The 24,936-nt window shown below is 29.8% G+C and carries 22 protein-coding genes, 1 other RNA gene and 1 pseudogene; 4 read left to right on the top strand and 20 right to left on the bottom strand.

All coding sequences use genetic code 11. The annotated features are described in order from the left end of the window. Window positions 1–363 (bottom strand): annotated as a pseudogene (locus ACOTU8_RS04250) (hypothetical protein); the annotation flags it as partial. 1,009 nt (window positions 364–1,372) lie between these two features. Then, window positions 1,373–2,749, bottom strand: coding sequence for a replicative DNA helicase (gene dnaB / locus ACOTU8_RS04255; protein WP_422341931.1), 1,377 nt, complete (start codon window positions 2,747–2,749; stop codon window positions 1,373–1,375). 138 nt (window positions 2,750–2,887) lie between these two features. On the opposite strand from dnaB, the gene ACOTU8_RS04260 reads away from it, so the two are divergent. Then, window positions 2,888–3,817 carry a DUF2860 family protein gene (locus ACOTU8_RS04260; protein ID WP_422341932.1) on the top strand — a complete coding sequence of 310 codons (930 nt, stop codon included), beginning with the start codon at window positions 2,888–2,890 and terminating at the stop codon, window positions 3,815–3,817. 44 nt (window positions 3,818–3,861) lie between these two features. On the opposite strand, the gene ACOTU8_RS04265 is transcribed toward ACOTU8_RS04260, so the two are convergent. Together ACOTU8_RS04265 and ACOTU8_RS04270 are read right to left on the bottom strand one after the other, a co-directional pair. Next, window positions 3,862–5,190, bottom strand: a complete 1,329-nt coding sequence (locus tag ACOTU8_RS04265; protein ID WP_422341933.1) for an MATE family efflux transporter — start codon at window positions 5,188–5,190, stop codon at window positions 3,862–3,864. A 211-nt stretch (window positions 5,191–5,401) separates the two neighbouring features. Beyond that, window positions 5,402–6,337, bottom strand: coding sequence for an NAD(P)-binding domain-containing protein (locus ACOTU8_RS04270; RefSeq protein WP_422341934.1), 936 nt, complete (start codon window positions 6,335–6,337; stop codon window positions 5,402–5,404). 70 nt (window positions 6,338–6,407) lie between these two features. Here ACOTU8_RS04270 and proA point away from each other — a divergent pair, with 70 nt between their 5' ends. Both proA and ACOTU8_RS04280 read left to right on the top strand, forming a co-directional pair. Then, window positions 6,408–7,640 carry a glutamate-5-semialdehyde dehydrogenase gene (gene proA / locus ACOTU8_RS04275; protein ID WP_422341935.1) on the top strand — a complete coding sequence of 411 codons (1,233 nt, stop codon included), beginning with the start codon at window positions 6,408–6,410 and terminating at the stop codon, window positions 7,638–7,640. After that, entirely contained in the window at window positions 7,637–8,722 is a 1,086-nt protein-coding gene (locus ACOTU8_RS04280) for an FUSC family protein (RefSeq protein WP_422341936.1), read from the top strand. The genes proA and ACOTU8_RS04280 overlap by 4 nt, the downstream gene beginning before the upstream one ends. Here the strand turns inward: ACOTU8_RS04280 and ACOTU8_RS04285 are convergent. The 6 genes from ACOTU8_RS04285 to efp form a co-directional block, all read right to left on the bottom strand. Further along, window positions 8,719–9,516, bottom strand: a complete 798-nt coding sequence (locus ACOTU8_RS04285) for an amidohydrolase family protein (RefSeq protein WP_422341937.1) — start codon at window positions 9,514–9,516, stop codon at window positions 8,719–8,721. The genes ACOTU8_RS04280 and ACOTU8_RS04285 overlap by 4 nt on opposite strands. Window positions 9,517–9,526: 10 nt before the next feature. Then, window positions 9,527–10,813 (bottom strand): SLC13 family permease, encoded by a 1,287-nt coding sequence (locus ACOTU8_RS04290; protein WP_422341938.1) that lies wholly within the window; start codon window positions 10,811–10,813, stop codon window positions 9,527–9,529. 122 nt (window positions 10,814–10,935) lie between these two features. Continuing rightward, window positions 10,936–11,940 (bottom strand): DUF2891 domain-containing protein, encoded by a 1,005-nt coding sequence (locus ACOTU8_RS04295; RefSeq protein ID WP_422341939.1) that lies wholly within the window; start codon window positions 11,938–11,940, stop codon window positions 10,936–10,938. Between the two features lie 9 nt (window positions 11,941–11,949). Beyond that, window positions 11,950–12,903, bottom strand: a complete 954-nt coding sequence (locus ACOTU8_RS04300) for a DUF979 domain-containing protein (protein WP_422341940.1) — start codon at window positions 12,901–12,903, stop codon at window positions 11,950–11,952. Beyond that, window positions 12,890–13,582, bottom strand: coding sequence for a DUF969 domain-containing protein (locus tag ACOTU8_RS04305; RefSeq protein WP_070316880.1), 693 nt, complete (start codon window positions 13,580–13,582; stop codon window positions 12,890–12,892). Before ACOTU8_RS04305 ends, ACOTU8_RS04300 begins: the two co-directional genes overlap by 14 nt. A 159-nt stretch (window positions 13,583–13,741) precedes the next feature. Then, window positions 13,742–14,311 carry an elongation factor P gene (gene efp / locus ACOTU8_RS04310; RefSeq protein WP_422341941.1) on the bottom strand — a complete coding sequence of 190 codons (570 nt, stop codon included), beginning with the start codon at window positions 14,309–14,311 and terminating at the stop codon, window positions 13,742–13,744. A 113-nt stretch (window positions 14,312–14,424) separates the two neighbouring features. Between efp and rnpB the strand changes: the two genes are divergently transcribed. After that, window positions 14,425–14,745: RNase P RNA component class A (gene rnpB / locus ACOTU8_RS04315), an RNA gene on the top strand. On the opposite strand, the gene ACOTU8_RS04320 is transcribed toward rnpB, so the two are convergent. The 10 genes from ACOTU8_RS04320 to ACOTU8_RS04365 all read right to left on the bottom strand — a co-directional run bounded on the left by ACOTU8_RS04320 (window position 14,742) and on the right by ACOTU8_RS04365 (window position 24,931). Further along, window positions 14,742–15,017 (bottom strand): hypothetical protein, encoded by a 276-nt coding sequence (locus ACOTU8_RS04320; protein WP_422341942.1) that lies wholly within the window; start codon window positions 15,015–15,017, stop codon window positions 14,742–14,744. The two genes, rnpB and ACOTU8_RS04320, sit on opposite strands and share 4 nt — an antisense overlap. Further along, window positions 14,998–15,384 (bottom strand): flagellar export chaperone FliS, encoded by a 387-nt coding sequence (gene fliS, locus ACOTU8_RS04325; RefSeq protein ID WP_422341943.1) that lies wholly within the window; start codon window positions 15,382–15,384, stop codon window positions 14,998–15,000. Before fliS ends, ACOTU8_RS04320 begins: the two co-directional genes overlap by 20 nt. Before the next feature lie 11 nt (window positions 15,385–15,395). Further along, window positions 15,396–17,417 carry a flagellar filament capping protein FliD gene (gene fliD / locus ACOTU8_RS04330; protein ID WP_422341944.1) on the bottom strand — a complete coding sequence of 674 codons (2,022 nt, stop codon included), beginning with the start codon at window positions 17,415–17,417 and terminating at the stop codon, window positions 15,396–15,398. Window positions 17,418–17,419: 2 nt separating this feature from the next. Then, on the bottom strand, window positions 17,420–17,785 hold the full coding sequence (gene flaG / locus ACOTU8_RS04335) for a FlaG family protein (protein ID WP_422341945.1): 366 nt from the start codon (window positions 17,783–17,785) through the stop codon (window positions 17,420–17,422). Between the two features lie 156 nt (window positions 17,786–17,941). Further along, window positions 17,942–19,744, bottom strand: coding sequence for a menaquinone biosynthesis decarboxylase (ubiD, locus tag ACOTU8_RS04340; protein WP_422341946.1), 1,803 nt, complete (start codon window positions 19,742–19,744; stop codon window positions 17,942–17,944). Further along, window positions 19,741–20,664 (bottom strand): hydroxymethylbilane synthase, encoded by a 924-nt coding sequence (gene hemC / locus ACOTU8_RS04345; protein ID WP_422341947.1) that lies wholly within the window; start codon window positions 20,662–20,664, stop codon window positions 19,741–19,743. The genes ubiD and hemC overlap by 4 nt, the downstream gene beginning before the upstream one ends. Further along, complete coding sequence (locus tag ACOTU8_RS04350; RefSeq protein ID WP_422341948.1) at window positions 20,661–21,050, bottom strand: integral memnbrane protein; 390 nt, start codon at window positions 21,048–21,050, stop codon at window positions 20,661–20,663. The genes hemC and ACOTU8_RS04350 overlap by 4 nt, the downstream gene beginning before the upstream one ends. Then, window positions 21,047–22,756, bottom strand: coding sequence for a proline--tRNA ligase (proS, locus tag ACOTU8_RS04355; RefSeq protein WP_422341949.1), 1,710 nt, complete (start codon window positions 22,754–22,756; stop codon window positions 21,047–21,049). Before proS ends, ACOTU8_RS04350 begins: the two co-directional genes overlap by 4 nt. Then, window positions 22,740–24,038 (bottom strand): glutamyl-tRNA reductase, encoded by a 1,299-nt coding sequence (gene hemA, locus ACOTU8_RS04360; protein WP_422341950.1) that lies wholly within the window; start codon window positions 24,036–24,038, stop codon window positions 22,740–22,742. The genes proS and hemA overlap by 17 nt, the downstream gene beginning before the upstream one ends. Then, entirely contained in the window at window positions 24,038–24,931 is an 894-nt protein-coding gene (locus ACOTU8_RS04365; protein ID WP_422341951.1) for a hexaprenyl-diphosphate synthase, read from the bottom strand. The genes hemA and ACOTU8_RS04365 overlap by 1 nt, the downstream gene beginning before the upstream one ends. Window positions 24,932–24,936: the final 5 nt, after the last annotated feature.

The raw sequence follows: 24,936 nt of genomic DNA on the forward strand, positions 1-24,936 counted from the left end.
GAAATTATTGATGGTAGAAGGACTACCACTAAGAGTTGCGATACTAATACCTGCAGCAAGACTATTAGAACTAGTTGATTCTATGATTCCAGTATTAATAAGAGTGTTTATAGTAGATTTAATTAAATTTAAACCCATAATACCAGAAATTAAACCGCTATTAGTAAAAGTTTCTATTAAACCTTCTTGTAAATATACGCCAGCTGAAACATTTATATAAGTACCAGGCTGTAAATTTCCAGTGTTTGTTATAGTTCCAGCGTTTGTGAAAGTTTTTATGCTATTTTGCACATGCACCGTTCCCCATCTGCTATTACTTTGAATAACACCATTGCTGTCATTAATAAAAGTGTCTATATTCACTTCTTTTGCTATATTTATTCCACGATTACTATTGACACCATTAGCACTTATAGTCCCACTATTGCTAAAAGTTTCTATACTTGTCCCACTGGCTATATTTACCCCATGGCCACTATTACTTTTAATAGTTCCGCTATTGCTAAAAGTTTTAATCTCAGTATTGCCAAGATAAATACTTTCACCAGCATTTGAATGTATGGTTCCACTATTGCTAAAATTATTGATTGTAGATTTATTATCAGATTTTCCCCAAACTGTGATTGCAAATTTAGAAGAACCATTACCTATAATGCCTTCATTAGTAAAAGTTTCTATAGTAGCACCATTTTGATTATTGGTTCCTAAATTAACACTAGCTGTATTGCTTCCACCTTGAAGAGTTCCTTGGTTTAAAAAAGTAGAAGTTGAAGAGCCTTGTGTAAAATCAACGGCTTTATTGTTATTACCTGAAACTTGTATAGTTCCACTACTTTCTACAATAAGAGTATTATTACTTCCACTTATAGTATGAGTAGAACTTAAAGATTCATTTATAGTAGTATTACTAGATTGAGAACTATAAACACTTGCTGATCTAGCCTTAAGATTTTTATTTACTTCATCATAAGTTTTTATTTCAGAATTTAATGTAGCATTAGCACAACTCGCTAAGAAAGAAATTGTAACTAAAGAAAGAACTAGTTTTTTGAAGAAGATTGATTTTTTTCAATCCCCCCCCCATAGCATACTTTGCCTAATGAAAGATTTTTGTTCAATGAAATTTCCTCCCTGTATATTAATATTTATAAATTATATTTTAGAGTAATATAAAATATAAAAATAAAATCGTGGAATAATAAAGCAAATATACTTAAAATATTATTAAATAATAATTATTATATAACTATAAACTTTCAATTTAAAGTTTATTTTAAAGTATGTTTTAAGTTAATGAGATTAAATTTATTGATAAAAAATATAATAAAGTTTAAAATGTTTTAATGATAAGTGAATTAATTTTAATTAAAAATCAATCTACAAATTCAGTAGTTTCATAACCCATAGGCTTATCTACAAAACATGATTTTTCTTTTAAAAATATCACTTCTATAGTTCCAACAGGTCCGTTTCTATTTTTTCCGACAATAATTTCAGCATTTTCTTGCATAGCATTTGGTATAAAAATTCTTTGATAAGCTTTACCTTCAGCTTTAGCTTTATTCTCCCTTTCTTTTTCTTCTTGTTCTCTATAAACCTCATCACGATATACAAATAAAATAGCATCTGCATCTTGCTCTATAGCTCCACTTTCTCGTAAATCGCTCATCAATGGACGTTTATTTGCTCTTTGTTCTAAACTACGATTAAGTTGTGAAAGTGCGATAATAGGCATATCAAGCTCTCTAGCTAAAAGCTTAAGTCCTCTTGAAATTTCACTAACTTGCAAATGCCTATCATTAAAATTTGAATTACTCATCATAAGTCCAATATAGTCAATTACACAAAGTCCTATAGTCTCATCTTGAGATTTCAAACGCCTTAAAATAGCCCTTACATCAGCAATAGTAGCATAACCACTGTCATAGATATATAATTTCTTTTGGCTATAATCATTGCAAGCATCCCCTAAACGTTCCCATTCATCATCGTTTAAATCTGCAGTTAAAATTTTTTGTAAAGGAATAGAGGTTTTTGAGGAAAGCATTCTTTGCATGATTTGAGTTGCAGGCATTTCAAGGGAAAACAAAGCCACTCCTTTATTTTGTCTTAAAACCTTATCAATGAAATTTAAACATAAAGTAGTTTTTCCCATACCTGGACGTGCAGCAATTATGATGAGTTCGCCTCCTTTAAAACCTTTTGTCATTTTATTTAAACCTTCAAAACCTGTATCAAGCCCTACAATATTTTTATTTTCTAAGGTTTTTTGTTTTTTAAATTCCTCAAAAAGTTCTGACAATACAACTTTAATATCTTTAATATCCTTTGAATTAACACAATTTGTAATATTAAAAATCTCTTTACCAATTTCATCTGCAATTTCACTCACAGCACGATTTTCATTAATGCGAGTAGGTAAAATATGTGCAAAATTCAAAAGTTGTCTTTTGATGGATTTTTCACGAAGTTCATTTACATAAGCAGGCAAATCTACCATAGAAGGAGTAGCAAGAATTTCTGTTAAAATTTGCTCATCTATTTTTTCATATTTTCTTAAAAAACTAACAGAAATAGGAACTCCTTGACTAGAACAAGCCATAATCGCTTTAAAAATATCTTGATGTGCCTTAAGACTAAAATCTTTTGGACCAATATCACCTGCTATGCTAGCATAAGCTTCTTCACTCATGATACAACTACTTAAAACAGCTCGTTCTAAATCCAAATCATAATACTCTTGTTGCACTCAAATTCCTTATAAATATAAAAATGGTTTAAAAATTCTATCCAAAAAAACTTAAAATATAAAACCTAATAATTTTTATAAATATTTAAAGTAATATTAGTTACAATGTAAATACAACTTTAATTTATAGGAGAACATTTGAAAAAACATTTATTTTCATGTATTTTAGCATCCATTTTAGCCCATTCAGCTATGGCTGTAGAATTTCAAGAAGGTTTTAGTGGAAATTTAAGCGTAGGCATAGGTGCAAGAGATATTAAAAGCAACCTTTCAACCTTGGCAGATAGTGATCATCTAAGTAATTATAATGCTGATAATTCAGATTCTTCTTTCATTCCTTTTGTTGGTATAGAACTTTACTATGGTAACCTTATAAATAATGATAGAGTTTTTGTTAAAAACTATAATGGAAGGGATATTAGTGGCATATCATTAGGCTATGAAATGGCTTATTTAGATCATTTTAGTACTTCTTTTTCTTTAATTTCTTCTTTAAGAGAAAAAGCTTATGCAGATCCTTATTTTTTAGGCAATAGAGAAGAAACTGATGTTAATAGATATGGTTTTAAAATCTCTCAACTCTATGAAAGCAACTTTGGAAAATTTACCACTTCATACTTATTTGGTAAAAATAAATACGATAAAGATGCTGTTGGGTATAGCTCTTTAAAAAGAGAAGGATATTATCATGAGCTTGAACTAAATTACAACTATAATTTATTAAATTTAGGATTAAACTATGATTATAATGATGCAGATGGAAAAGCTCAAAGCTATTCAAGATATGGTTTTAGCGTAGGAGCGAATTTAGCTTTTGCTAATAATTATATTTTTACCCCAAATTTAAATCTTAGTAAATATGAAGCAGTAGGAACAGATCCTATTTTTCATAAAAAACAAGATGGCAATATAGTTAAACTTAATCTAAAACTTATTAAAAATCAATTTTTAGGATATAATGGACTTTATGGTTTTGCAAATTATGGTATAGAAAAAAGAAATAGTGATATAGGCTTTTATGATGAAACCTATCAAGTTGTCTTAACCGGAATAGGATATAAATTTTAAAAGTATAAAAAACTCCTTTGATAAAATTAAAAAGATCTATCATTTTATGAAGATAGATCTTTAAAAATCTTTTTTAAAAAAATCCAAGTTAAAATCAAAACACAAAATTCAGCAAAAAATGGACTTAGCCATACCCCATTTAAACCTATAAAATAAGATAAAATCAAAAGAAAACATAAAGGCATAAATAAATTTTGACTTAAACTTAAAATCAAAGAAAAACTTGCTTTGTTAAAAGCTGTCAAAAAAGAACCACTTAAAACATTAAACCATGCAAAAAGATAATTAAAAGTAAAAAGCATCAAAGCTGTATAAGCAAAATTTTTAAACTCTTGATCATTCTCTTTTGCAAAAAGTGCTATTAAATTTTCTCCAAATATAAATATAACTATCATAGAAAATAAAGATAAAATTCCTCCTGCAAAAAATGCTACTTTCATAATGGCTTTTATTCTTAAAAAATCCTTTTTAGCATAGTTATAACTAAGTACAGGTTGCATCGCATCACCTATAGCAATAATAAGCATGATAATAAAACTATCAATGTATAAAATAATAGAAAAAGCTGCCACAGCTTGAGTATTAGAAATTTTTAGTAAAACAAAATTTGCAAAAACACTATATAAAGAACCTGAAATATTACCAAAAAATTCACTGCTACCATTATAAAGAATATTTTTAAAAATTCTTAAATTCATATATAAACTTGAAAATTTAAGCTCTAAATTTTCAAATAAAAAAGGAAAAATTCCAAAAATACCACCTAAAACAAGTCCTAAACAAGTTGCAAGAGCTGCTGAAAATAATCCCCAACCCAATTCAACTATAAAAATATAATCAAACACTATATTACTCAATGCTATAATTACATTCATTACCATACTATAAGTAGCTTTTCCACAAATTCTTAAATAATTATCCAAAGCAAAAGAAAGCATAGTAAAGGGTGCAAATAAAGCAAAAATAAGCATACATTCTTTAGCCATAATTTTAATCTCATCATTAACATTTAAATAGCTGATTAAAATAGGGCTTAAAAAATATTCTAAAATTCCAATAAAACATGAGATTAGAAAAATAATCAATATACTTGAACTAAATATTTTTTTGGCTAAATTTTTCTTACCTAAACCTAAATGCATAGAAATTTGAACTGCTGAGCCTATAACGATCATGTCCGCTAAAGCAAAAGACATCATAACAAAAGGAATAATTAAAGCCAAGGCTGCTAAAGCATGGCTTCCTAGGTATTTTCCAACAAAAATTCCATCAACTACATAATAAAAAGAAATAAAAGCCATGCTTATAACATTTGGCACAGCGTATTTAATAAAAAGCCTAAAAGGGCTTAAAGTGCTAAAAATATTTGACATATAAATCCTTTAAAAATATTAAAATAAAATATTTTTAAAGACGCTAATAGAGTGCTTGGAGACCTAAAATATAGAAATTTAAACGATAAATTCTAATCATTTCTTTTATATTGATTTTATTTTGCATTTTCATAGATTTTTAAATTAAAGTAAAAAAAACAATTATAAAATTTACTTGTTAATAAGTCAAATTTAGCCCAAAGGCTAAATTTTAAAGTACGGAAAGAATTTTTACAGCATCATTAAGTCCTGTAACTATACTCGCTCCGTTTTTAGTAGCAATATCTCCTGCTACAAAAATACCTTTAACGTTGCTTTGTTTATTTTCATCCATTAAAGGTACACCTTTTTCATCAACTTTGATTCCACATTTTTGCAAAAAATCAAGCGGAGTAGAACCTCCAATGGCATAAATAATTCTATCATAAGTTTGATTCGTGCCATCAGTAAAATTTACCCTAGCCTTACCATTATCGTCTTCTACTTCGCTAATATCAATTCCTAGTTTTAACTCCACTTTGCCCGAATTTCCAGCTTCATTAATATCTTTAAGATTAATATCATTTAATCTTGTAAATTCTTTTTTGCGATAACAAAGGCTAACTTGATTTGAGTTAGATAAATCTACAGCATATTCTGCTGCTGAATTTCCCCCACCTACAACAAGAATTTTTTCATTTCCCAAAACTGAATTAGCATTAAAATTAATGATTTTTGTTAAAGTCATAGGAAGCTTATAATCAGGTTTATTAGGTTTGCCCATTCTACCTATAGCAACGATAATATTTCTACACTCATAATTACCTTTACTTGTACTTACTAAAAAAACTTCATTTTCATTTTTAACACTCTCAACTTCAGAGCCAAACTCAACTTCTATATCATACTCTTTTAAAATATTTTTAAAAGTTTCTATAGTGCTTTCTTTAGTGCCATCTTCAAAAGGAACATGCCCATGATTAGTTCCTTCGCATCCTTTATAGGCTTTATCTACTCTTTTACCATCTTTATAAAACTGCATTAAGGTTTGACAAATATTATTTGATTTTTCCAGTATCAAAACTTCTTTATTTTTAAGCTTAGCTTCAACTGCACAACCTATGCCTGTTGGGCCTGCACCTACTATAATTAAATCTATTTTTTTCATTGATATTTACCTTTCAATTCTAATTTTTTTTGTATAATTTATCAAGTTTTTTGTAAATAAAGGATTAAAAATGCGAAATTTGCTTGAAAATATTAAGAAAAATTCTCAAAAACTACTTAACTTAACACCTAAAGATAAAGAAAAAACTATTTTAAAATTAGCTCAAATTTTAAGAGAAAATTTCAAAGTTATTTTAGAAGCAAATGAAAAAGATATGGTAAATTTTACAAAAGGTGGAGCGATGCAAGATAGACTTTTCTTAGATGAAAAACGTATTTTAACTCTTTGTAAAAGTTTAGAAAAGATCGCTTATATAGAAGATCCTATAGGTAAAATTTCTAAAGGCTGGAAAAATTACGCGGGTTTAAATATACAAAAAGTAAGCATCCCTTTGGGATTAATTTGTGTAATTTACGAAGCAAGACCCTCTCTTAGTGCTGAAATTATAGCTTTGATGATAAAAAGCTCTAATGCTTGCGTATTTAAAGGTGGAAGTGAAGCAAAATTTACAAATGCAATCATTTTCGATCTTATCTACAAAGCACTTAAGGAATTTGATCTACAAGATTGTTTTGCTATGTTTAGCCAAAGAGATGAAATCATGCAAATTCTAGCCTTTGATGATTTAATTGATGTAATCATACCTCGTGGAAGTTCAAGTATGATACAAAAAATTGCTAACAATACAAAAATTCCTCTTATCAAACAAGATAAAGGTTTATGCCATGCTTTTATAGATGAAAGTGCTGATTTAAATATGGCTTTAAAAATAATCCTTAATGCAAAGTGTCAAAGAGTAAGTGTTTGTAATGCTCTAGAAACGCTTTTAATACATGAAAAAATTGCTAAAAATTTTATAAGTCTTTTAATCCCTGAATTTGAAAAATTTAAGGTAAAAATTCATGCTCATGAAAATGCTTTGGCTTATTTTAACAACTCAAATTTAGAAATTTTTAAAGCAGATGAAAGCACCTTTGATACAGAATGGCTTGATTTTGCTATAAGCATAAAATTAGTAAAAGATTGCGATGAAGCTATAGAACATATCAACAAACACAGCTCCTTACATTCTGAAAGCATTATCTCAAATGATGCTTCAAATATAACCAAATTCCAACGCCTTATAAACTCATCTTGCATTTATGCTAATGCTTCGACGCGTTTTAGCGATGGAGGAGAATTTGGCTTTGGTGGAGAAGTTGGAATTTCAACCAGCAAATTGCATGCAAGAGGTCCTATGGGGGTTGAAGATATTTGCACTTATAAATATATAATTAATGGAGAAGGGCAAATACGAGAGTGAATAAAATAGAAATGCTAAAGCAACACTTTAAAGAAGTTGCTAAACTAAATTCAAGCGAGCAAGTTTGGCAAATGCCTTTTTTTGCGGCTTTAGGCGTGGGTATAGTTTTAGGGCTTAGTGTATTTTTTGGAAAATTAAATTATGGGCTTATTGCCATGATAGGAGCTTTATCTTTTTTATATGTTCCAAACACTCCTTTATATCATAGAATGGCTGTTGTGATGTGTTGTTCTTTTGGTATAGTTTCTAGTTTTTTCTTAGGAATTTTAACTCATTTTTTACCTTCAATTTTTACATTTATCCCAATAGGACTTGTAGCTATGGGAAGTTCTGTTTTAATTAGATATTATAACATTAGTGCACCTGGATATTTTTTCTTTGTATTTTCTTGTGTTTTAGGAGCTTATTCTCCTTTTGAAGCTAAGGATTTTATCTTTTTAGTGGGTCTTGTTTTTCTTGGAGCAATGGTAGCTAATTTAATGGCTTTGTTATATTCTATCGTTGTGATTTATGGATTTAAAAATGCTTTGCCTGGCGAAATTCCACCTAGAGAATACATAGGTTTTGATGCAGTTTTTGTGGATTCTTTGATCATGGGTTTTTTTGTAGCTTTTTCTATATTTTTAGGCACCTTTTTAGAACTTGAAAGAAGTTATTGGATAGCCATTTCTTGCACAGCTATTATGCAAGGTGTAACTTTAAACTCTATATGGATTAAACAAATTCAACGTATCATAGGAACGGGCTTAGGAGTATGTTTTGCATGGTGGCTTTTATCTAAACAATTTTACAATATTGAATTTGTTCTACTCATGATGTCCTTATTTTTTATAGGACAATTTTTAGTCAATCGGAACTATGCTTTAGCTATGATTTTTTTTACTCCTTATGCTACTTATCTTTCAGAAGCAGCTAATTTTATGAGCGAAAATGCAAATACATTATTACTTGCACGTTTAATTGATGTCGTAATAGGAAGCATTTTAGGACTTTTAGGTGGTTTTGTAATTTACAAACCTTATCTAAGAGTGCATTTTGAACGCATTGCAAAATACATCTTTAGGATAAAACAAAAAGCTTAAAAGTCAAACAAAGCACAAGCGTTATCCCCTAAAATTTGTTCTTGCTCTTTTTTAGAAACAACAATTTCATTAAAAGCCTCTAAAGCAGACAAAAAATTGACTTTGCTTTCAAAATTTGTATGTGGCCAATCGCTTCCGAAAATAAAATTACTAAGCGGAAAATGTTCTTTTAAAATTTCATACATTTTCTTTGCAAATTTTACAGCTTGTTCATTATTAGCATAGTCTATTTTTGCCCTATAAAAACCGCTAATTTTAAAAAATATTCTAGAATTTTTTAAGCAAAATAGTTCTTCTAAATTTGTTAAGTCTGCATTAGCTCTTGCTAAATGATCGATAACAATATTACAACCATAAGGAATTAAATTTTCAACAATATTGACAAGATTATTATCTAAATCTCTTTGAATTTCTATTTGCATTTTAAGTTTGCTTAAATTTTCAAAAAATTGAGTCCAAATTACACTTTTAAAATCTGGCAATTCTTTGCCAATTAAATTTAGTCTAACCCCACAAGCTTTTCTCTCTTTGAGTTTTTTAAGCTCATCAAATTTAATACCTTCATCAACCACAACTATAGCTTTTATATTTTCATCTTTTTCGATACTCTGAAGCAAAAATTCATTATCAACTCCTAAAAAACTTGGTTGAACTAAAACCCCTTTATCAAAATCATAATGATCTAAATTTGCTTTATAATCTTTAAAACTAGCGTCATAATCGGGCTTATATCTTGCATTTGCAACCACATTTAATTTTTTTAAAAATATATGTGCGTGAGTATCAATCTTCATTAAATTATCCTTATAAAATAAAACTCATTATAATAGTAGCTAAAATCGCCGCCATAAATCCTATAGGCACAGCTTTTATAAGTAAATCTTTAAATAATTTTTCCTTATATTTATCAGGACAAGATCCTAAAATTAAACTTCCTCCAGAAGAAAAAGGAGAAATAGCAGAAGCTTGAGCCCCTACAACAATACAAGAAAAAAGCAATGCCTCACTTAATCCACTGCTTGCAGCTATACTTGGAACTATAGGAAAAAGCGCTGGAGTAACTACACCTAAAGTGCTTGAAAAAAGCGACATAAAAGCTGCAATAGCACACATTATCAGTGGAATAAAAATCACATTAATCTCATTTTCTACAAGATCTGAAAATAATTTTATAGCCCCTGCTTCAACCGCTATGCTAATTAACATCCCTACTCCACAAATCATTATTAAAGTTCCCCAAGGAATTAAAGCAACAACTTGTTTCTCATCGGCTAATTTTAAAAATAAAGCAATGGCAACAAAAATCATAGCTATCATAGCTATATCTATTTTTTTATTAAAATAACTAATTGTCTCATTATGTGGAAAAATAATATTTAGCACAGGAAAGATTAAAACAACAACAATCATCATAAACATGAGAATTAAAGTAGTTTTTTGTTTATAATCAAATGAATCAGGTTTTGAAATAACACTGATTTTTATATTATTTTTAAAAGCATTAAACACAAAAAAAGATAATACCACAATAGGCAAAATTATAGTAAAAGCAAAAATAATACTAGAATTTACAAAAGCTTCATTTGCTTCAATACTTGAATTTTCCATCAATCCTCGAAAAATAATCCCACTTTGAGAAGTCATAAAATTTGCTCCTCCCAAAGCACCATAGTTTATAGCCATAGCTCCAGCAATTTTACTTAAACCGATTTTATCGCAAAGTAAAAAAGTAAGTGGTGCCATAAAAGCTAAAACTGTATAAAAACCTGCTCCTAAAGCAGCTATAATAGCACTAACCACAAAAATAACAAAAGGAAGCAAATAAGGATGATTAGCAAAACGATACATCAAATGTCCAGCTAATTTTTCAAGAGTTCCATTTATGGTTGCAAAATTATAAAACAATGAAACAGCAAAAATAACAAAAAATATAGAAATAGGCCAAAAAGCTATGATTTTTTTAGGAGCCAAATCCATAAAAAAAGCTCCTATAATATAAGCAAAAATCATAGCAAAAATTCCAACATTATGTCTAGTAATATAGCCCAAAATAATAGCCACTATAATACTAGAGATGATTAAAAAAACCATTATCTTCCTTTAAAATATATAGGGTTTATAATATCAAAAAATATATTTTTCAAAGCATAAAAACAAAATTTAAATTTAAAAAATATCTATTTAGTAACAAAATTACTCATCTTATAAATTTTTTATAAAATATCCACATCCATAGCAAGCAAAGCAAAGCTTCCTAGCCAATGCGACCCAAGATAATCATCTTCTATATGAGCTATGGCTTTATTAAAATGCTCTGTAGCATTGTTTCTTAAAAGAATTTTTAAATTTTCATCGCAAAAATTTGAAAGTATTTTAAAACACCAAGCACGACTTAAATTTAGCCCATCTAAATGTGCTATTTTGCCATCGCTCCTATCACTCACACTCACAGGGGTAAATAAAGTTGCAGGCTCTTTTATTTCTAAATTTGGCAAATATGCTTTAAAAAATTTTACAAAATCATTTTTAGGTAAAACAGCGCTTAAAAGCACCGCTTCCATCAAAATAGGAGATAAAAACTCATCTCCACAAGGTTCTAAAGCTTGCATATTTTTATCATTTAAAAACCACTTTTTAGCACTTTGGATGATGCAATACTCCAATTCTTGATCTTTTTTAAATCTTGCATATTCTAAAGCAAAATACAAAGCAAAAGAGCTATTAAAATGAGTTCCAACTCGTATAGGATAATCCATCTTAGGCAAAAACTCCTTAAATTCTTTAACAAAAAAACCAGCTATGCCTTCTAAATTTTTAGCCCAAATTTCAGCTTTGTCACTTTCTTTAGCAAGTAAATTTATTTCCAAAGCCAGTTTTAAAAACCATCCCCAACCATAAGGTCTTTCAAAACCTTTGTGTACAGGGTTTTGAAGATACTTAAGTTCTCCTTCTGCTTTTTCTTTGCTAAATTGAGAATCTAGAGCTTTGATGATTTCATCCTTTGGAGCAAAATGAGAAAAATCTTTTAAAATTTTCACCAAAAGCCAGTGAGAATGCACGCTAGAATGCCAATCATAAGAACCATAAAATATAGGATACATAAGTTTTGGCGGTTTAATATCATTGATATCATTAAAAGAATGTGTAATTTTATTTGGTAATTCTCTAAAAATATTTTCTAGTGCAATAAAGCTAAATTGTTTTATAAATTTTTCCATTTTTTCTCCTTAAAATCTAAAAGCTAAAAAATACATTAAAAAGATATTAGCTACAAGCAAAACAAGTCCTGACATAAACTGAGCTTTAATTACGCCATTTTTATCATCCAAATTTAAAAGCGCTGCAGGAACTATATTAAAATTTGCAGCCATAGGCGTCATTAAAGTTCCGCAAAATCCACTAAGCATTCCAATCGCTCCTATAATAGCAGGATTTGCATGCATTTGTATGATTAAAATCGGCAAAGCAATAGCAGCAGTAATCACAGGAAAAGCTGCAAAAGCATTACCCATTACTATAGTAAAAAGCGCCATAGCGATACAATACACAGCGACCGCAATAAAAGCATTATCTAAACTAATATAACTAGATAAAAGTTTAGATACTTGATCGCCCATTCCTGTAGAAACAAAAACTACTCCAAGTGTAGCCAAAATTTGCGGTAAAAGCGCCGCCCAACTAATATGATCCATAGTATGTGCTGCATCTTTAACAGCTCTTTTAGGAGAAGTCTTAAACATAAAACAAGCAACTACTGAAGAAATAATTATACCTATAATCAAAGCCATCAATGTAGCATTTTTATTTTCAAAAAAACTCAAATAAGGAAATAAAAAAGTCCCAATAAGTGTAATCAAAGGAACCATTAAAGCAGGAATAAAAAGTTTATTTTTATAAATATTTGCATGTTTTATCTCGTATTCTTTTTCTTCTTTGCTAACTTCAATCTTTGCTGGTTTTAATAAATTAAACCCTGCTATAAGTGCTAGTAAAATCACTATACAACCCATCACAAAATGAGGTAAAATTCCTGCTAGTAAAAAAGTAAAACTATAACTTATCCAAAATATCCCGCCACTTATTCTTGATTTTATATCTTTAGCTTGATTAGAAAAACTTAAAATTCCAAAAACTAAAAATAAAATTCCTACAATATAATAAAGCAAATCAAGACTTATCATCACTCAACCCTTTATAAGTTTTTTCTAATCTTTTATCAAATAAATAAAGTCTAGAGCAATGGATAATTAAAGCCAAAATTCCAGTTGGTATAGCCCAAACTGATAAATGTAATGGCTCAACAATAATACCATTGCTCTCATAAAAAGCTTTAATAAATAAAATAGAATGCACGGCTATAAAAATATCCTCTCCAAAAAATACAGCAACATTATCCGTTCCCGCAGAAAAAGCTTTGATTTTTTGACTATCTTTATGTGTTAAGTTTTTAAATTTAAGCTTAGCTGCAGCTTCTGCCATAGGAGCTATTAAAGGTCTTATCATCTGTGCATGTCCACCTAAAGATAAAAGCCCTAAAGCTGCAGTAACTTGTCTAAAAATAAAATAACACATTAAAATTCGTCCCGTACTGGCAACTTTTATTTTGGATATTAAATTTTTAGCCTGCTCTCTTAAGCCTTTGCGTTCCAAAACAGCGAGCAAAGGTAAAATAAGCCAAATTATAGCAACATAGCGATTATCTACAAAAGATTTTCCTATATCACTAACAACCTTAACAAAATCAAAACCTGAAACAAGTCCAGCATAAATTCCAACTGAAGTTACTACTAAAAAAGGGTTAATCTTTAAAGCAAAACCTAAAACAATCAAAGGTATAGAAGCAAGAAGTAACCATTCCATTAACCATCTCCACAATATAAATTAGAAATATTATAGAAATTTTAAATTGAAGAAAAGTTTAAAAAAACATTTTTAAGAATGGAATGAGAAATTAAGTAACAAAATAAATTTTATATAAATTTAAAAAAGCCTTGGAATAGTCCAAAAGCTTTTTTTGTATTATTTGTTCGCTCTTTCTATATACTCACCGCGCACAGTATCAACGCGTATAACTTCACCTTCTAACACATGAAAAGGAATTTGCACTACCGCACCTGTTTCTAATGTAGCTGGTTTTTTATTTGATCCTTGAGTATCACCTTTGAAATTTGGAGCTGTTTCGATGATTTTGAGTTCAACAACTTGTGGAACTTCTACACCGATAGCCTTGCCATTATGAAAAAGTACATCTACCATCATACCATCAAGCATCCATTTTTTTGCCTCACCCACATCTTCATCACTAATTGCTACTTGTTCATAAGTTTGAGTATCCATAAATTGACAATTTTCACCATCATCATAAAGATACTGCATGGTTTTATCTTCTAGATTTGGAGCTTCGCATTTATCGCCTGCATGAAAAGTTTTTTCAAGTACTTTACCATCAATAAAAGATTTGATTTTAATACGCACAAAAGCAGGACCTTTACCTGGTTTTACATGCTGATACTCAACTATTTTAAAAGGAATTCCATCAATTTCTATTTTAAGTCCTTTTTTTAAATCACCCATTGAATAAGACGCCATAAATTTCCTTTGCTAAAAAATAAAAGGTAATTTTATCAAATTTTAATTGATATCACAATAAAATTATTTTATTTGATAAAAAAATAAGTGAAATTACGCTAAAATTTAAATTTAAAGCATAGTAAATGCTCGCTTCTTTTTAGAAGAGGAAAGTCCGAGCTGCTAAAGACAAACATTCCATCTAACAGATGGCTAGGGCAACCTAAGGGATAGTGCAACAGAAAGAAAACTACCACACAAGTGGAAAAGGTGAAACGGCGGGGTAAAAGCCCACCAGCGATTTTGGCAACAATTTCGGCTATGTAAACCCAATGTGCAGCAAGAAGGGATGGTTAGCGTCTTTGTTTTAACCCTTCGCTTGATTTTGTTTGCAAAAACAAAACTAGATAAATGAGCATTCAAGACAGAACTCGGCTTATCGCTATGCTTTTTAAGATTTAAAATATGTCAACGCTTTTTGAAATTTTTGAATTTCAACAGCCTTTGTTTTTTTCTTTTGTTCGATTAGTGTAACAGCTTCTTGCAAAAGAGCTTGAACTTGATAAAATACATCATTTGCATTTTCTTTTAAAAAATCTTCTGAAGGCGATTTTTTGGCTAAATTTTTAACAAAAGCTTTCATATCAAGTTCATCAAGTAAATTTTTAAGTTTGTTAACATCTTCTTGAATTAACGCGAGTTTAAAATCATTGAGCCATTGTTTCATTATTATGCACTTCTCTCCAAGCCTCTAGTAAACCTTTGGTTACATTTATAACTTCATTAATTCTTTCTTCGTTATTTTCTAAATTTGCCAAAGACAAAAGTTGAATTTCTCTTGTATAAAGCCCACTTAAATAATGCGCCACATCTCCACCTTTTTCATAATCTAAAGTATTGATAAGCTCTATAAAAATAGCTGTTGTTCTTTTTACAAAATACACTCTTTGCTCTATATCTTCATTTCTTATCGCCACTTTAGCTCTTGCACAAAAACGCAAAATTCCCTCATAAAGCATTTCAATAAGTTTTTGCGGAGATTCTATCCCCGCTTGATTTTGAGAATAGGCATTATAAGCTAAATTATTTTGCATCTTTTTTATCCTTAATTATTAGAATTATTTGCTGCATTGATCATATTAGTCACAGTTGTTAATTGCTGATTGAGTTTATTTAAGATGCTCTCGTATTGCAACCATTGATTTGCCATTGTATCATATCTTGCATCGATCATATCTTGAGCTGATTTTTTTGATTCATTTAAAGATTTAGTATCATTAGTTAAACTCTCATCATATTTAGTTAATGAACCATTTGTTCCTGTCATCCCTTGAAGTGTTGATTTAAGTTGAGCAAAGATACCTTTACCTTCTATAGGTTTTGCAGCTATAGTGGTTTCGCTTAAACCAAATAATTGTAATTTGTTAGCATCTCCTTTAATCGAAAAATCAGAACTTCCATCGCCACTAAATTTAAGTTTAAAACCTTCTTCTCCGTTTTTATTATATTCTTCAACTTTAACCTTTAAACCATCTATACCAAGACTATTGATATGAGTAGCCAAATTTTTAAGCATTTCTTCTTCAGTTGACCCAGTAAGTACAAAATTTTCACCACTTGTAGTCTTTGATATATCATAGGTTTGACCATTATAAACTATCTTAAATTCACCTGGTTTAAATTCGATCCCTTTATATTTGTCATCTTCGCTTCTTGTTTCAACACTATCACCAGATTCTTCTTTAGGAGTTAAATAATCTTTTAAACTATCTTTTCTAATCAAGTCTCCAGTATGAGAAATATCTTGATATTGAGTGATACCTGCAAAAAAACTTTCCGCAAAATCAGGATTTTCTTTTACCTTGCTTTCAAATTTAGAAGAATCAAAACTTAAAGTCCCAGCATCATTCAAAGTTAAACCAAAATCTTGCATAGAAAGCATAACTGTAGCATTAACTTTGTTGCCATTATCATCAATTACAGTTCCACTAACTGATTGAGAATCAAACAAAGCAGAAAGTATACTAGAACGTATAGAATTTACTTCAGTTACACCTTGTAAAGTTCCTTTAGTTCCTGTTTCAGAATTATAATCAGTAGCAGCATTAAGATTGGTTACTAAGTCATTATAAGCATCTACTAATTCTTGCATAGCCTTAGTTACAGCTTCATTATCTTGCTGAACATCAAAATCAATTTCTCCAGTTTTATTCAAGGTTAAAGTAAGTCCAACACCAAGATCTGTCACAGTATTACTTTGGCGTATCATCTTAACCCCATCAAGGGTAAATTCAGCATTTTGAGCTTTTTGTATATGTAAAGGACTTTCTTCATTATCTTTTATCCCATAACCCTTAAAAGTTTCTGAATCAAGAGTAAGAATATAATCACCATCGACACTTCCTTCTCTTCCTGCAGTATCTGATAAAGGTTTATCTAATTCCCAACCAAGATTTGAAAAAAGCTTTGAAGCATTTTTATCAACTACATATCTTCCTTTATCATCTTTATATCCATCAAAAAACCCGATAGCATTATCTTCTCCGGTTTCCTTGCTGGTTAAAGTTAAACGATAAGGAGCATCTTTTTCACCTGTATTTACAATCTTTGCAACGATCTCGCCACCTGTAGCTTCATTAATTTTATCAGCTAAATCTCTGTAGGTTGTGTTTTTATCATAGGTAACAGTATATTGTTTTCCATTTTGAATAAGCGTAAAAGAAGCTTGTTTATCCCCTAAATCAGGATCAACATACCCACCATCATTTGCTAAACCTTTGCTTTGATAAACATCTTTTTGAGCAAGTTGCTTAACATTTATTTTCATGCTTTGTAAAGATACCCCACTACTAGCTGTTAGGCTTGCTGGAGGATTAGTGGTAACACTAGCACTTACTTTTCTTTTTGCAAAAGCTGTTGCATCTGCTAAAGAAGAAACTGCGGTTTGAAACGTAAGCAATTTTGTTTTTATTTCAGTTAAATCTTTTTGTTTAGTTGTATTTTCTTCGATTTTTTTAGTATAAGGATCAATGCGAGCTTTTTGCTCTGCTTCTTTTAACTTATCTAAAGTATCTTGAGTTAAAACTCCAGAACCAAATCCTAAACTAGATAAACTACCAAATGCCATTTTTAACTCTCCTTATCAAATATCATTCCTATCACATCCCTAAAATACTCAGCTAGTCTCATAGCCTCTTCACTAGGAATTTGACGAATTTCCCTTCCAGTACTTTTTTCAGTCACGCTAATATACATGGAATTAATTTTATCGCTATAACCAAAACGAACATTAGTATCTAAAGAATCCATTTGCTCATTTAACTTTTTTGTAATATCAGCTAACTTTTCATTCACACTTTGTTGTTGTCCATCATCGCCTCCTTGGCTTTGACTTCTATCGGTTTGAATGTTTGAACTAGCCTGTGTCTCACTTGTTCTTTGGCTAATGTTTGTCAAAGCTGTATCCATTTGCCCATTTGCCTTCGATATCTCCATTTTAAAATCCTTTTTAAAATTTCTTATTGCTAGTTACAAGCTTATATCGACAAATTTATAAATTTATGAACACCTAGTAAAGAAAAAATTTATTTTTCAATATAAAAAAACAATAAGCAAAAACTGTGCCAAAATTTTAAAAAAATCTCAACTATCTTAAAAAATTTCAAATTTATTAAAAAGATCTGGATTATTTTCTAAAATATTACGCAAGATTAAATCTTCTATCACGCTTTTAGTGCAATCTGTTTGCTTAGGCCAAGTTCTTAAATAACCCTCAGCTTCACCCTTAGCACTTGCATCTACTCCAAGTCTTTTTTCTTTAATAAAAATATCTCTTTTAGCATCTATGTTATTTACCACACGCCATACAAGCATATAAGGATTTTCAAGCTTATTTTCAGTATCTAAAAATACTAAAATTCTAAAATATTTTTTAAATTCTAAAAGTTTGTCAAAGCTTTGCTCAATTTTTTCCTTTTTATCTAATAAAACACAGACTATAGGACTTTTGCTTTCTTTATAGAATTGCTTTAAATTTAAAAGCTCTATCCTAGTTTTAAAAAGTTCTAGTAATTTTTCATCTTCTAAAATTTCAAGCCCTTCTACTTGCGTTTCTTCACAAGCATCAAGTCCTGCTTTACCCCCAAAACAAGAATTAGGCGAAGCATGATCTAATTGATCACAAATTCCTTCTGAAATTAAAATTTTTTCCGTATCAAAACGATTTAAAATATACGGGATTAAAGCATCATAATCCTTCAAAGAAGGTGCGTTTTTATCCACAAAAATTGCATGTTTTACAAAACTCATTTGTCCTACTCCCCAAAATGCGTGCATGATTTGTTGTGCATGAGCAGGATATTTTACATCGATTTTTGCTAAAATAAGATTGTGAAAAACGCCATTTTCAGGCATATTATAATCGATTAGATCAGGAACTGAAGTTTGAAGCAGAGGTAAAAAAAGTCTTTCGGTAGCAAGTCCCATGATTTTATCTTCTAAAGGAGGTTTTCCTACAACTGTTGCTTGATAGATCGCGTCTTTTTTAGCATAAATTTTTTCCACTTTCATTACAGGAAAAAGTTCAGCAGGTGTATAAAAACCTGTATGATCTCCAAAAGGACCTTCGATTTTAAACTCTTCTAAATCTACATAGCCTTCAATTACTATATCGCTATTATAAGGTACAAAAATACTATTTTCACAAGGGGTAAGTTTTGCAGGAGTCTTTTTTATAAAACCATAAAGCAAAAGCTCAAAAATCCCTTTTGGCAAAGGTGCTTGAGCACACCAAATGTAAAGTGGATCTCCACCTATAGCCACACTTACAGGCATTCTTTTAAAACCAGCATTTTTGTATTCGTGATAAAAATTTGCTCCATCTTTATGAATTTGCCAATGCATTAAAAGTTCATTTTTATTACTTACTTGCAAACGATACATGCCAAGATTATTTTGAGTTTTATCTAAATTTTGCGTATAAACTTGCCCCATAGTGATAAATTTATCTGCATCTTCTTTCCAAGTTTTAAGCACAGGAAGCTCTTCGAGTGAATCTAAAATTTCATAATCAAATAAAGCTTTATTTTTTTTTAGCCTTTTAGGAGGAATATTTTTAAGGCTTAACAAATTTGTAAAAAAATCTATTTTTGCTTTAAAACTAGTAGGAACATGAAACTTAGTCAGTTTTGAAATTTCGCTAGCCACTTCTTCATAATCACGTCCAAAAGCTAAATTTAAAGCCTTTTTATTGCAAAAAGTATTCATTAAAACAGGAAATTTATATTGTTTGTTTAATTTTTTATCTATAGGATTTTTAAAGAGCAAAGCCTTGCCTTTTTCTCCTTTTTTAGCTTCTATATAAGCTAAATGAGCGATTTCAAGATCTACATCTATAGGCTCTTCAATAATTTTTAATAAATCATTTTCTTTTAAAATTTGAATAAATTCTTTCATATCATACTTTCAGCTTTTTTTAAAAGCTCTCTAGCTCCTTTAGCCATAAATTCTCTGGCTAATTTTTCACCAAAGCCTTTAAAATCATCTTTTTTAATCATTCTTTTATCTTTTAAAATTTCACTTCCATCAGGAAGTCCAAGTACTGCACGCACGCAAATTTCATCCCCTAAAAGTTCTGCATTGATACCTATAGGCACTTGACAACCCCCTTCTAAAGTAGCGATAAATTCTCGTTCTATACTTGTTTCAATCAAAGCATTTTCATCATTTAAACATTTTAAAAGTTCTAAAATTTTTTCATCATTTACGCTTTCTATACCTAAAGCTCCTTGAGAGGCTGCAGGGATTAGTTCATCCTTGCCAAATTCATAAACAAAATTCACTTGCTTATCTAAGTTTAAACGTTTAATTCCTGCCATAGCTAAAATGATCGCATCAAATTCATTATTTTTTAATTTCTCTATACGAGAATTGACATTACCGCGCAAAGAAATAATCTTTAAATCAGGCCTTAACAATAAAAGTTGCATCTTGCGTCTAAGACTTGTAGTACCGACTTTTGCACCTTTTGGCAAAGAAAGAAAATCTTTATAATTTTGACTTAACATTGCATCATTGCTTTTTTCTCTTTTACTTACCGCTGCCAAAACTAAACCTTGAGGAAAAAAACTAGGTACATCTTTTAAACTATGCACAGCTAAATGTGCTTCTTTTCTTAACATACTTTCTTCAAGTTCTTTTGTAAAAAGTCCTTTACCACCAATTTTTGCCAAAGGAGAATCTAGTAAAACATCACCTTTTGTTTTAAAACCTTCTAAAAGTACTTCAATTTGATGCGTGTTTTTTAAAATTTGAGCCACATGCTCACTTTGCCAAAGAGCTAATTGACTTTTTCTTGTTGCGATAATAAGCTTCATTTTCTATCCTCTATAATTTCAACATCAATGATTTCTTCATTAGAATTTTGATACTCTTGTTTAGTGTATTGATATTTTGATTTAGTCATTATTTTCAAAGCAATACCAAAGAAAAATACAAAAATTCCAAAAGCACTTGTAATAATCCCTGGGAAAATAAATAAAAATCCTGCGATAACAAAAGAAAATTGTGTTAACATATCCTTTAAGCCACTCATTTGAAATTCAAGCATATTTTTCCAAAAAACACCCAATAAAACTACACCAAAAATTATACTCAAAAGTATAAAAAATAAAAAATTTCCAAAACCAAAAAAAATAATAAAAAGCACACTTGCAATAATTTCAAGTACAAATAAAGGACTTAAACTTAATTTATAATTCATAACACTTTCTTTTTAAGAATTTCCATAAGTTCATCAGTTTTTATAAGTTCCTTTGCCAAACCTTCTCTTTGGATAAACTCTACTTCATTATCTTTCAATCCCTTACCGATAACTAGTGCATAAGGAAAACCTATGAGTTCAAAATCATTCATTTTAACTCCAAAACGCTCATTTCTATCATCAAGCAATACTTCTACTCCAAGTTTAATTAAATCTTCATAAAGCCTATTGGCAAATTCTAAGGCTTTTTGTTCTTTAACATTTGAAACAATAATTTCAAGCACAAAAGGAGCTAAAGTTTTATTCCAAATACATCCTTTTTCATCATGATTTGCTTCAATAGCCACAGCCAACAAACGTGAAATACCTATACCATAACATCCCATATAAAAAGCTTGGCTTTTGCCATTTTCATCCAAGAAATTGGCATTCATTGTTTTAGAATACTTTTGTCCAAGTTTAAAAATATGCCCTACTTCTATACCCTTGCTTTGCTTTAATCTTGCTCCACATTTTGCACAGCAATCCCCTTCCTTAACTTCAATCAAATCTTTAAAACGATCTTTATTTAAATTAACAACATCAATGCCGATTAGATGATAATCTTTTTCATTTGCACCCATAATCATTTGTTTTTCATTTTCAAGCTCAAAATCTACATAAAAATCTATATCTTTTAATCCTATAAATCCTATAAATCCAGTAATCAAACCTGCTTTTTCTAATTCTTCTTCGCTTGCATCAACTAATTCAAGGGCATTGCAAGCATTTTGAGCCTTAATCTCTTGTAAATCATCACTCCCTCTTATAAAAAACACAACTAATTTACTTTCATTTTCATAAATAGCTTTTTTTATTACTGCTTTAATCGTATAAAAAGCATTGATTTTAAAAAATTGTGCTAAAGACTCTATAGTTTTGATATTTGGAGTGTGAAATTTACTTGCATAATTTGCCTCAGGACGCTCATCCTGACAAGTTTTTTTAGCTCTAATTGCAGCTTCAACATTAGCTGCATAATCACAATTTTCACAAATTAAAATATCATCTTCCCCGTTTTTTGCCAAAACCATAAATTCTTTAGAACCACTTCCGCCAATAGCCCCACTATCAGCTTCTACTGCTCTAAAATTTAAGCCCATTCTTTGCAAAATTTGAGAATAAGTTTGATACATGAGCTCAAATTCACGTGTTAAATCCTCTTCATTGGCGTGAAAACTATATCCATCCTTCATTAAAAATTCACGACATCTTAAAAGCCCAAATCTTGGTCTTGCCTCATCACGAAATTTAAGCCCGATTTGATATAAATGTAAAGGAAGTTGTTTATAGCTTGTAATTTTGTTTTTTACCAAAGAAAGCATAGCTTCTTCATGCGTTGGACCTAAAACAAATTCATTTTCCTTTCTGTCTTTAAAACGCAAAAGCTCTTTTCCAAAAACACTATAACGCCCACTTTCTTGCCATAAACTTGCAGGAGTAACAAAACTAAGATTTACTTCTTGTGCTCCTGCCTTATCCATTTCTTCTTTAACTATATTTTTAATCTTATCTAAAACCCTTTTTCCTAAAGGTAAAAAATTATAAAGTCCACTACCAATTTGTTCTACAAAACCCGCACGCGTTAAAAAAATATGACTAGGCAAACTCGCATCTTTTGGTGCTTCTTTTAAACTTGGTGCATAAAATTTAGTAAATCTCATCATCATTCTCCATGTTAAATTCGCATTTATATTGATTTAAACCTTCAAGATTATTTTGTAAATCAAAAACATAACGCATGGCATTAATCACTGTATCGCTTTGCATTTTACCTTGTAAATGTTTCAAATTCACAGTAGGCGTGTGTAAAAAAGCCTTAAAAACTTGATGAATCAACTTTCTAGCCTCTTCTTTATCAGATTTTTTCAAATATCCTTTTTTTAACGCAATTTCAAGTTGTTTATCTGCATGTTCTTTAGCTTGCAAGCGTATAGCTTTAATAATAGGCATCAATGCTAAATCATTTAAATATCTAAAAAACTCACTTGTTTCACGACCTATTATCCCATAAGCCATACGAGCTTCTTGTTCTCTTAAAGCTAAATTTTTTTGCACTACAACTTCAAGATCATCTACAGCAAAAACAGATATGTTTTCATTTTCATTTATATCTATATCTCTTGGAACTGCAATATCAAAAAAATACCTTTTATAAGGAAATTCTTCAATCAAAGAATTTGTAATAATAGCATTTGGCGCATTGGTAGCCGAGAAAAAAAACTCATACTGATTTAAATATTTTTTTAAATTTTCCAAACTATCATATTCACTTAAAACACCAAGTCTCTCACATAAATCTTTAGCCTTTTGCAAATCACGATTTAAAATAATCACTTTAGCACCTGCAGCTATTAAATGTTTTGCCGCAAGTTCCCCCATTTCTCCAGCTCCAATAACAACAGCCTTTTTTTGCGTTAAATCTGCAAGCTCTTTTGCTTTTGCCACAGCAACACTAGCTACAGAAATAGGATTTTTAGAAATTTGAGTTTCATTGCGTACCTTAGCAGCACATTTAAAAGCACTATGCACTGCTCTTGAAAGATGCACTCCGCAAAAATTATTTTTTAAAGCAAAAATAAAGGCATCTTTTAATTGTCCTGCTATCTGAGTTTCCCCTACCACCAAACTATCCAAAGAACTTGCTACAGAAAAAAGATGATGAATAGCCCCGCTATCTTCAAAAATATCAGCTTTTTCAAGTAAAATATCTTTATCAACATCACAAAGTAAAGCTAAGGATTTAACAATAAACTCAGCACAAGCTATTTTTACAAAAGCAATAATTTCAACACGATTACAGGTACTTATAACCAAACATTCTTCAATATTTTCATGAGTACTAATGATTTTTAAAAACTCACTTTTTTTAGCTTCATTGGAAAAGCTTAACTTTTCCCTTAAGGCAATATCTGTATTTTTATGAGTAAAAGATATACAATAATACATTAAAATTCCCTATCTATCATAGCTTTAATAATATCATTAAGCTTGTTATTATCATATTTTTCAATCACTTTGCTAGCCTTTTTTGCATAAGTTTTAGCTTCTAAAATAGCTTTTTCTAAAGCTTTTTGTTCTTCAAATTTAGTTTTTAGCCATTCTTTTTCGTTTTCATTTAAATCTTTTTTAAATAAAGACTGCAAATATATCCTATCTTGTTCTTGTAAATTTTCATAAAGATAAATATAAGGTAAGGTAGTTTTACCCTCTTTAAAATCATTCATAGCAGGTTTTCCAAGAATTTTTTCATCACTCTTAATATCTAAAATATCATCAATCATTTGAAAAGCAAGCCCTAAATTTTTGCCATATTCTGCAAAATCTTTTTCATGCAATCCAGCTAAAATAGCCCCACATCTTGCACTTGCCTCAATCAAAACAGCTGTTTTATTATAGATCATTTTCAAATAAGCTTCTTTATCGATATTAAATTTCTCTCCTAAATCAACATCCATAAGCTCGCCTATAGCAAGCTTTACAACAGCATCTGAAATAATACTTGCAAATCTAGCATCCATTTTGCTTAATTCATAAAAGGCTTTTGAATACAAAATATCACCCAACATAAGGGCATTTTTTGTACCAAATTCAGCATTAACAGATCTTGCTCCACGCCTTAATTCACTCTCATCGATAATATCATCATGTAACAAACTAGCAAGATGTATCAATTCTATAGCTGCACAAATTTTAAAAGCAATTTCACTTTCTTCTGCAATAGCTAATAATAATTTTGAACGTAATTTCTTTCCTGATTTTACATTTAAAAGCATATTTAAAATAGGTTTATAACCAAGTTCTTGTAAAAACTGTTTTATTAATTCATCTATTTTTTGCACTATCT

The sequence above is a fragment of the Campylobacter jejuni genome (assembly GCF_049221745.1).
GTDB classification, from domain to species: domain Bacteria; phylum Campylobacterota; class Campylobacteria; order Campylobacterales; family Campylobacteraceae; genus Campylobacter_D; species Campylobacter_D jejuni_E.

Bases quoted from the DNA above. Each gene is read 5' to 3' on its own strand.
- ACOTU8_RS04320 (WP_422341942.1), bottom strand. From the start codon at position 15,017: ATGAAACAATGGCTCAATGATTTTAAACTCGCGTTAATTCAAGAAGAT.
- ACOTU8_RS04270 (WP_422341934.1), bottom strand. From the start codon at position 6,337: ATGAAAAAAATAGATTTAATTATAGTAGGTGCAGGCCCAACAGGCATA.
- fliS (WP_422341943.1), bottom strand. From the start codon at position 15,384: ATGCAAAATAATTTAGCTTATAATGCCTATTCTCAAAATCAAGCGGGG.
- flaG (WP_422341945.1), bottom strand. From the start codon at position 17,785: ATGGAGATATCGAAGGCAAATGGGCAAATGGATACAGCTTTGACAAAC.
- hemC (WP_422341947.1), bottom strand. From the start codon at position 20,664: ATGAAGCTTATTATCGCAACAAGAAAAAGTCAATTAGCTCTTTGGCAA.
- ACOTU8_RS04285 (WP_422341937.1), bottom strand. From the start codon at position 9,516: ATGAAGATTGATACTCACGCACATATATTTTTAAAAAAATTAAATGTG.
- ubiD (WP_422341946.1), bottom strand. From the start codon at position 19,744: ATGAAAGAATTTATTCAAATTTTAAAAGAAAATGATTTATTAAAAATT.
- hemA (WP_422341950.1), bottom strand. From the start codon at position 24,038: ATGTATTATTGTATATCTTTTACTCATAAAAATACAGATATTGCCTTA.
- proS (WP_422341949.1), bottom strand. From the start codon at position 22,756: ATGATGAGATTTACTAAATTTTATGCACCAAGTTTAAAAGAAGCACCA.
- ACOTU8_RS04300 (WP_422341940.1), bottom strand. From the start codon at position 12,903: ATGATAAGTCTTGATTTGCTTTATTATATTGTAGGAATTTTATTTTTA.
- proA (WP_422341935.1), top strand. From the start codon at position 6,408: ATGCGAAATTTGCTTGAAAATATTAAGAAAAATTCTCAAAAACTACTT.
- efp (WP_422341941.1), bottom strand. From the start codon at position 14,311: ATGGCGTCTTATTCAATGGGTGATTTAAAAAAAGGACTTAAAATAGAA.
- fliD (WP_422341944.1), bottom strand. From the start codon at position 17,417: ATGGCATTTGGTAGTTTATCTAGTTTAGGATTTGGTTCTGGAGTTTTA.
- ACOTU8_RS04295 (WP_422341939.1), bottom strand. From the start codon at position 11,940: ATGGAAAAATTTATAAAACAATTTAGCTTTATTGCACTAGAAAATATT.
- ACOTU8_RS04305 (WP_070316880.1), bottom strand. From the start codon at position 13,582: ATGGAATGGTTACTTCTTGCTTCTATACCTTTGATTGTTTTAGGTTTT.
- ACOTU8_RS04265 (WP_422341933.1), bottom strand. From the start codon at position 5,190: ATGTCAAATATTTTTAGCACTTTAAGCCCTTTTAGGCTTTTTATTAAA.
- ACOTU8_RS04350 (WP_422341948.1), bottom strand. From the start codon at position 21,050: ATGAATTATAAATTAAGTTTAAGTCCTTTATTTGTACTTGAAATTATT.
- ACOTU8_RS04290 (WP_422341938.1), bottom strand. From the start codon at position 10,813: ATGGTTTTTTTAATCATCTCTAGTATTATAGTGGCTATTATTTTGGGC.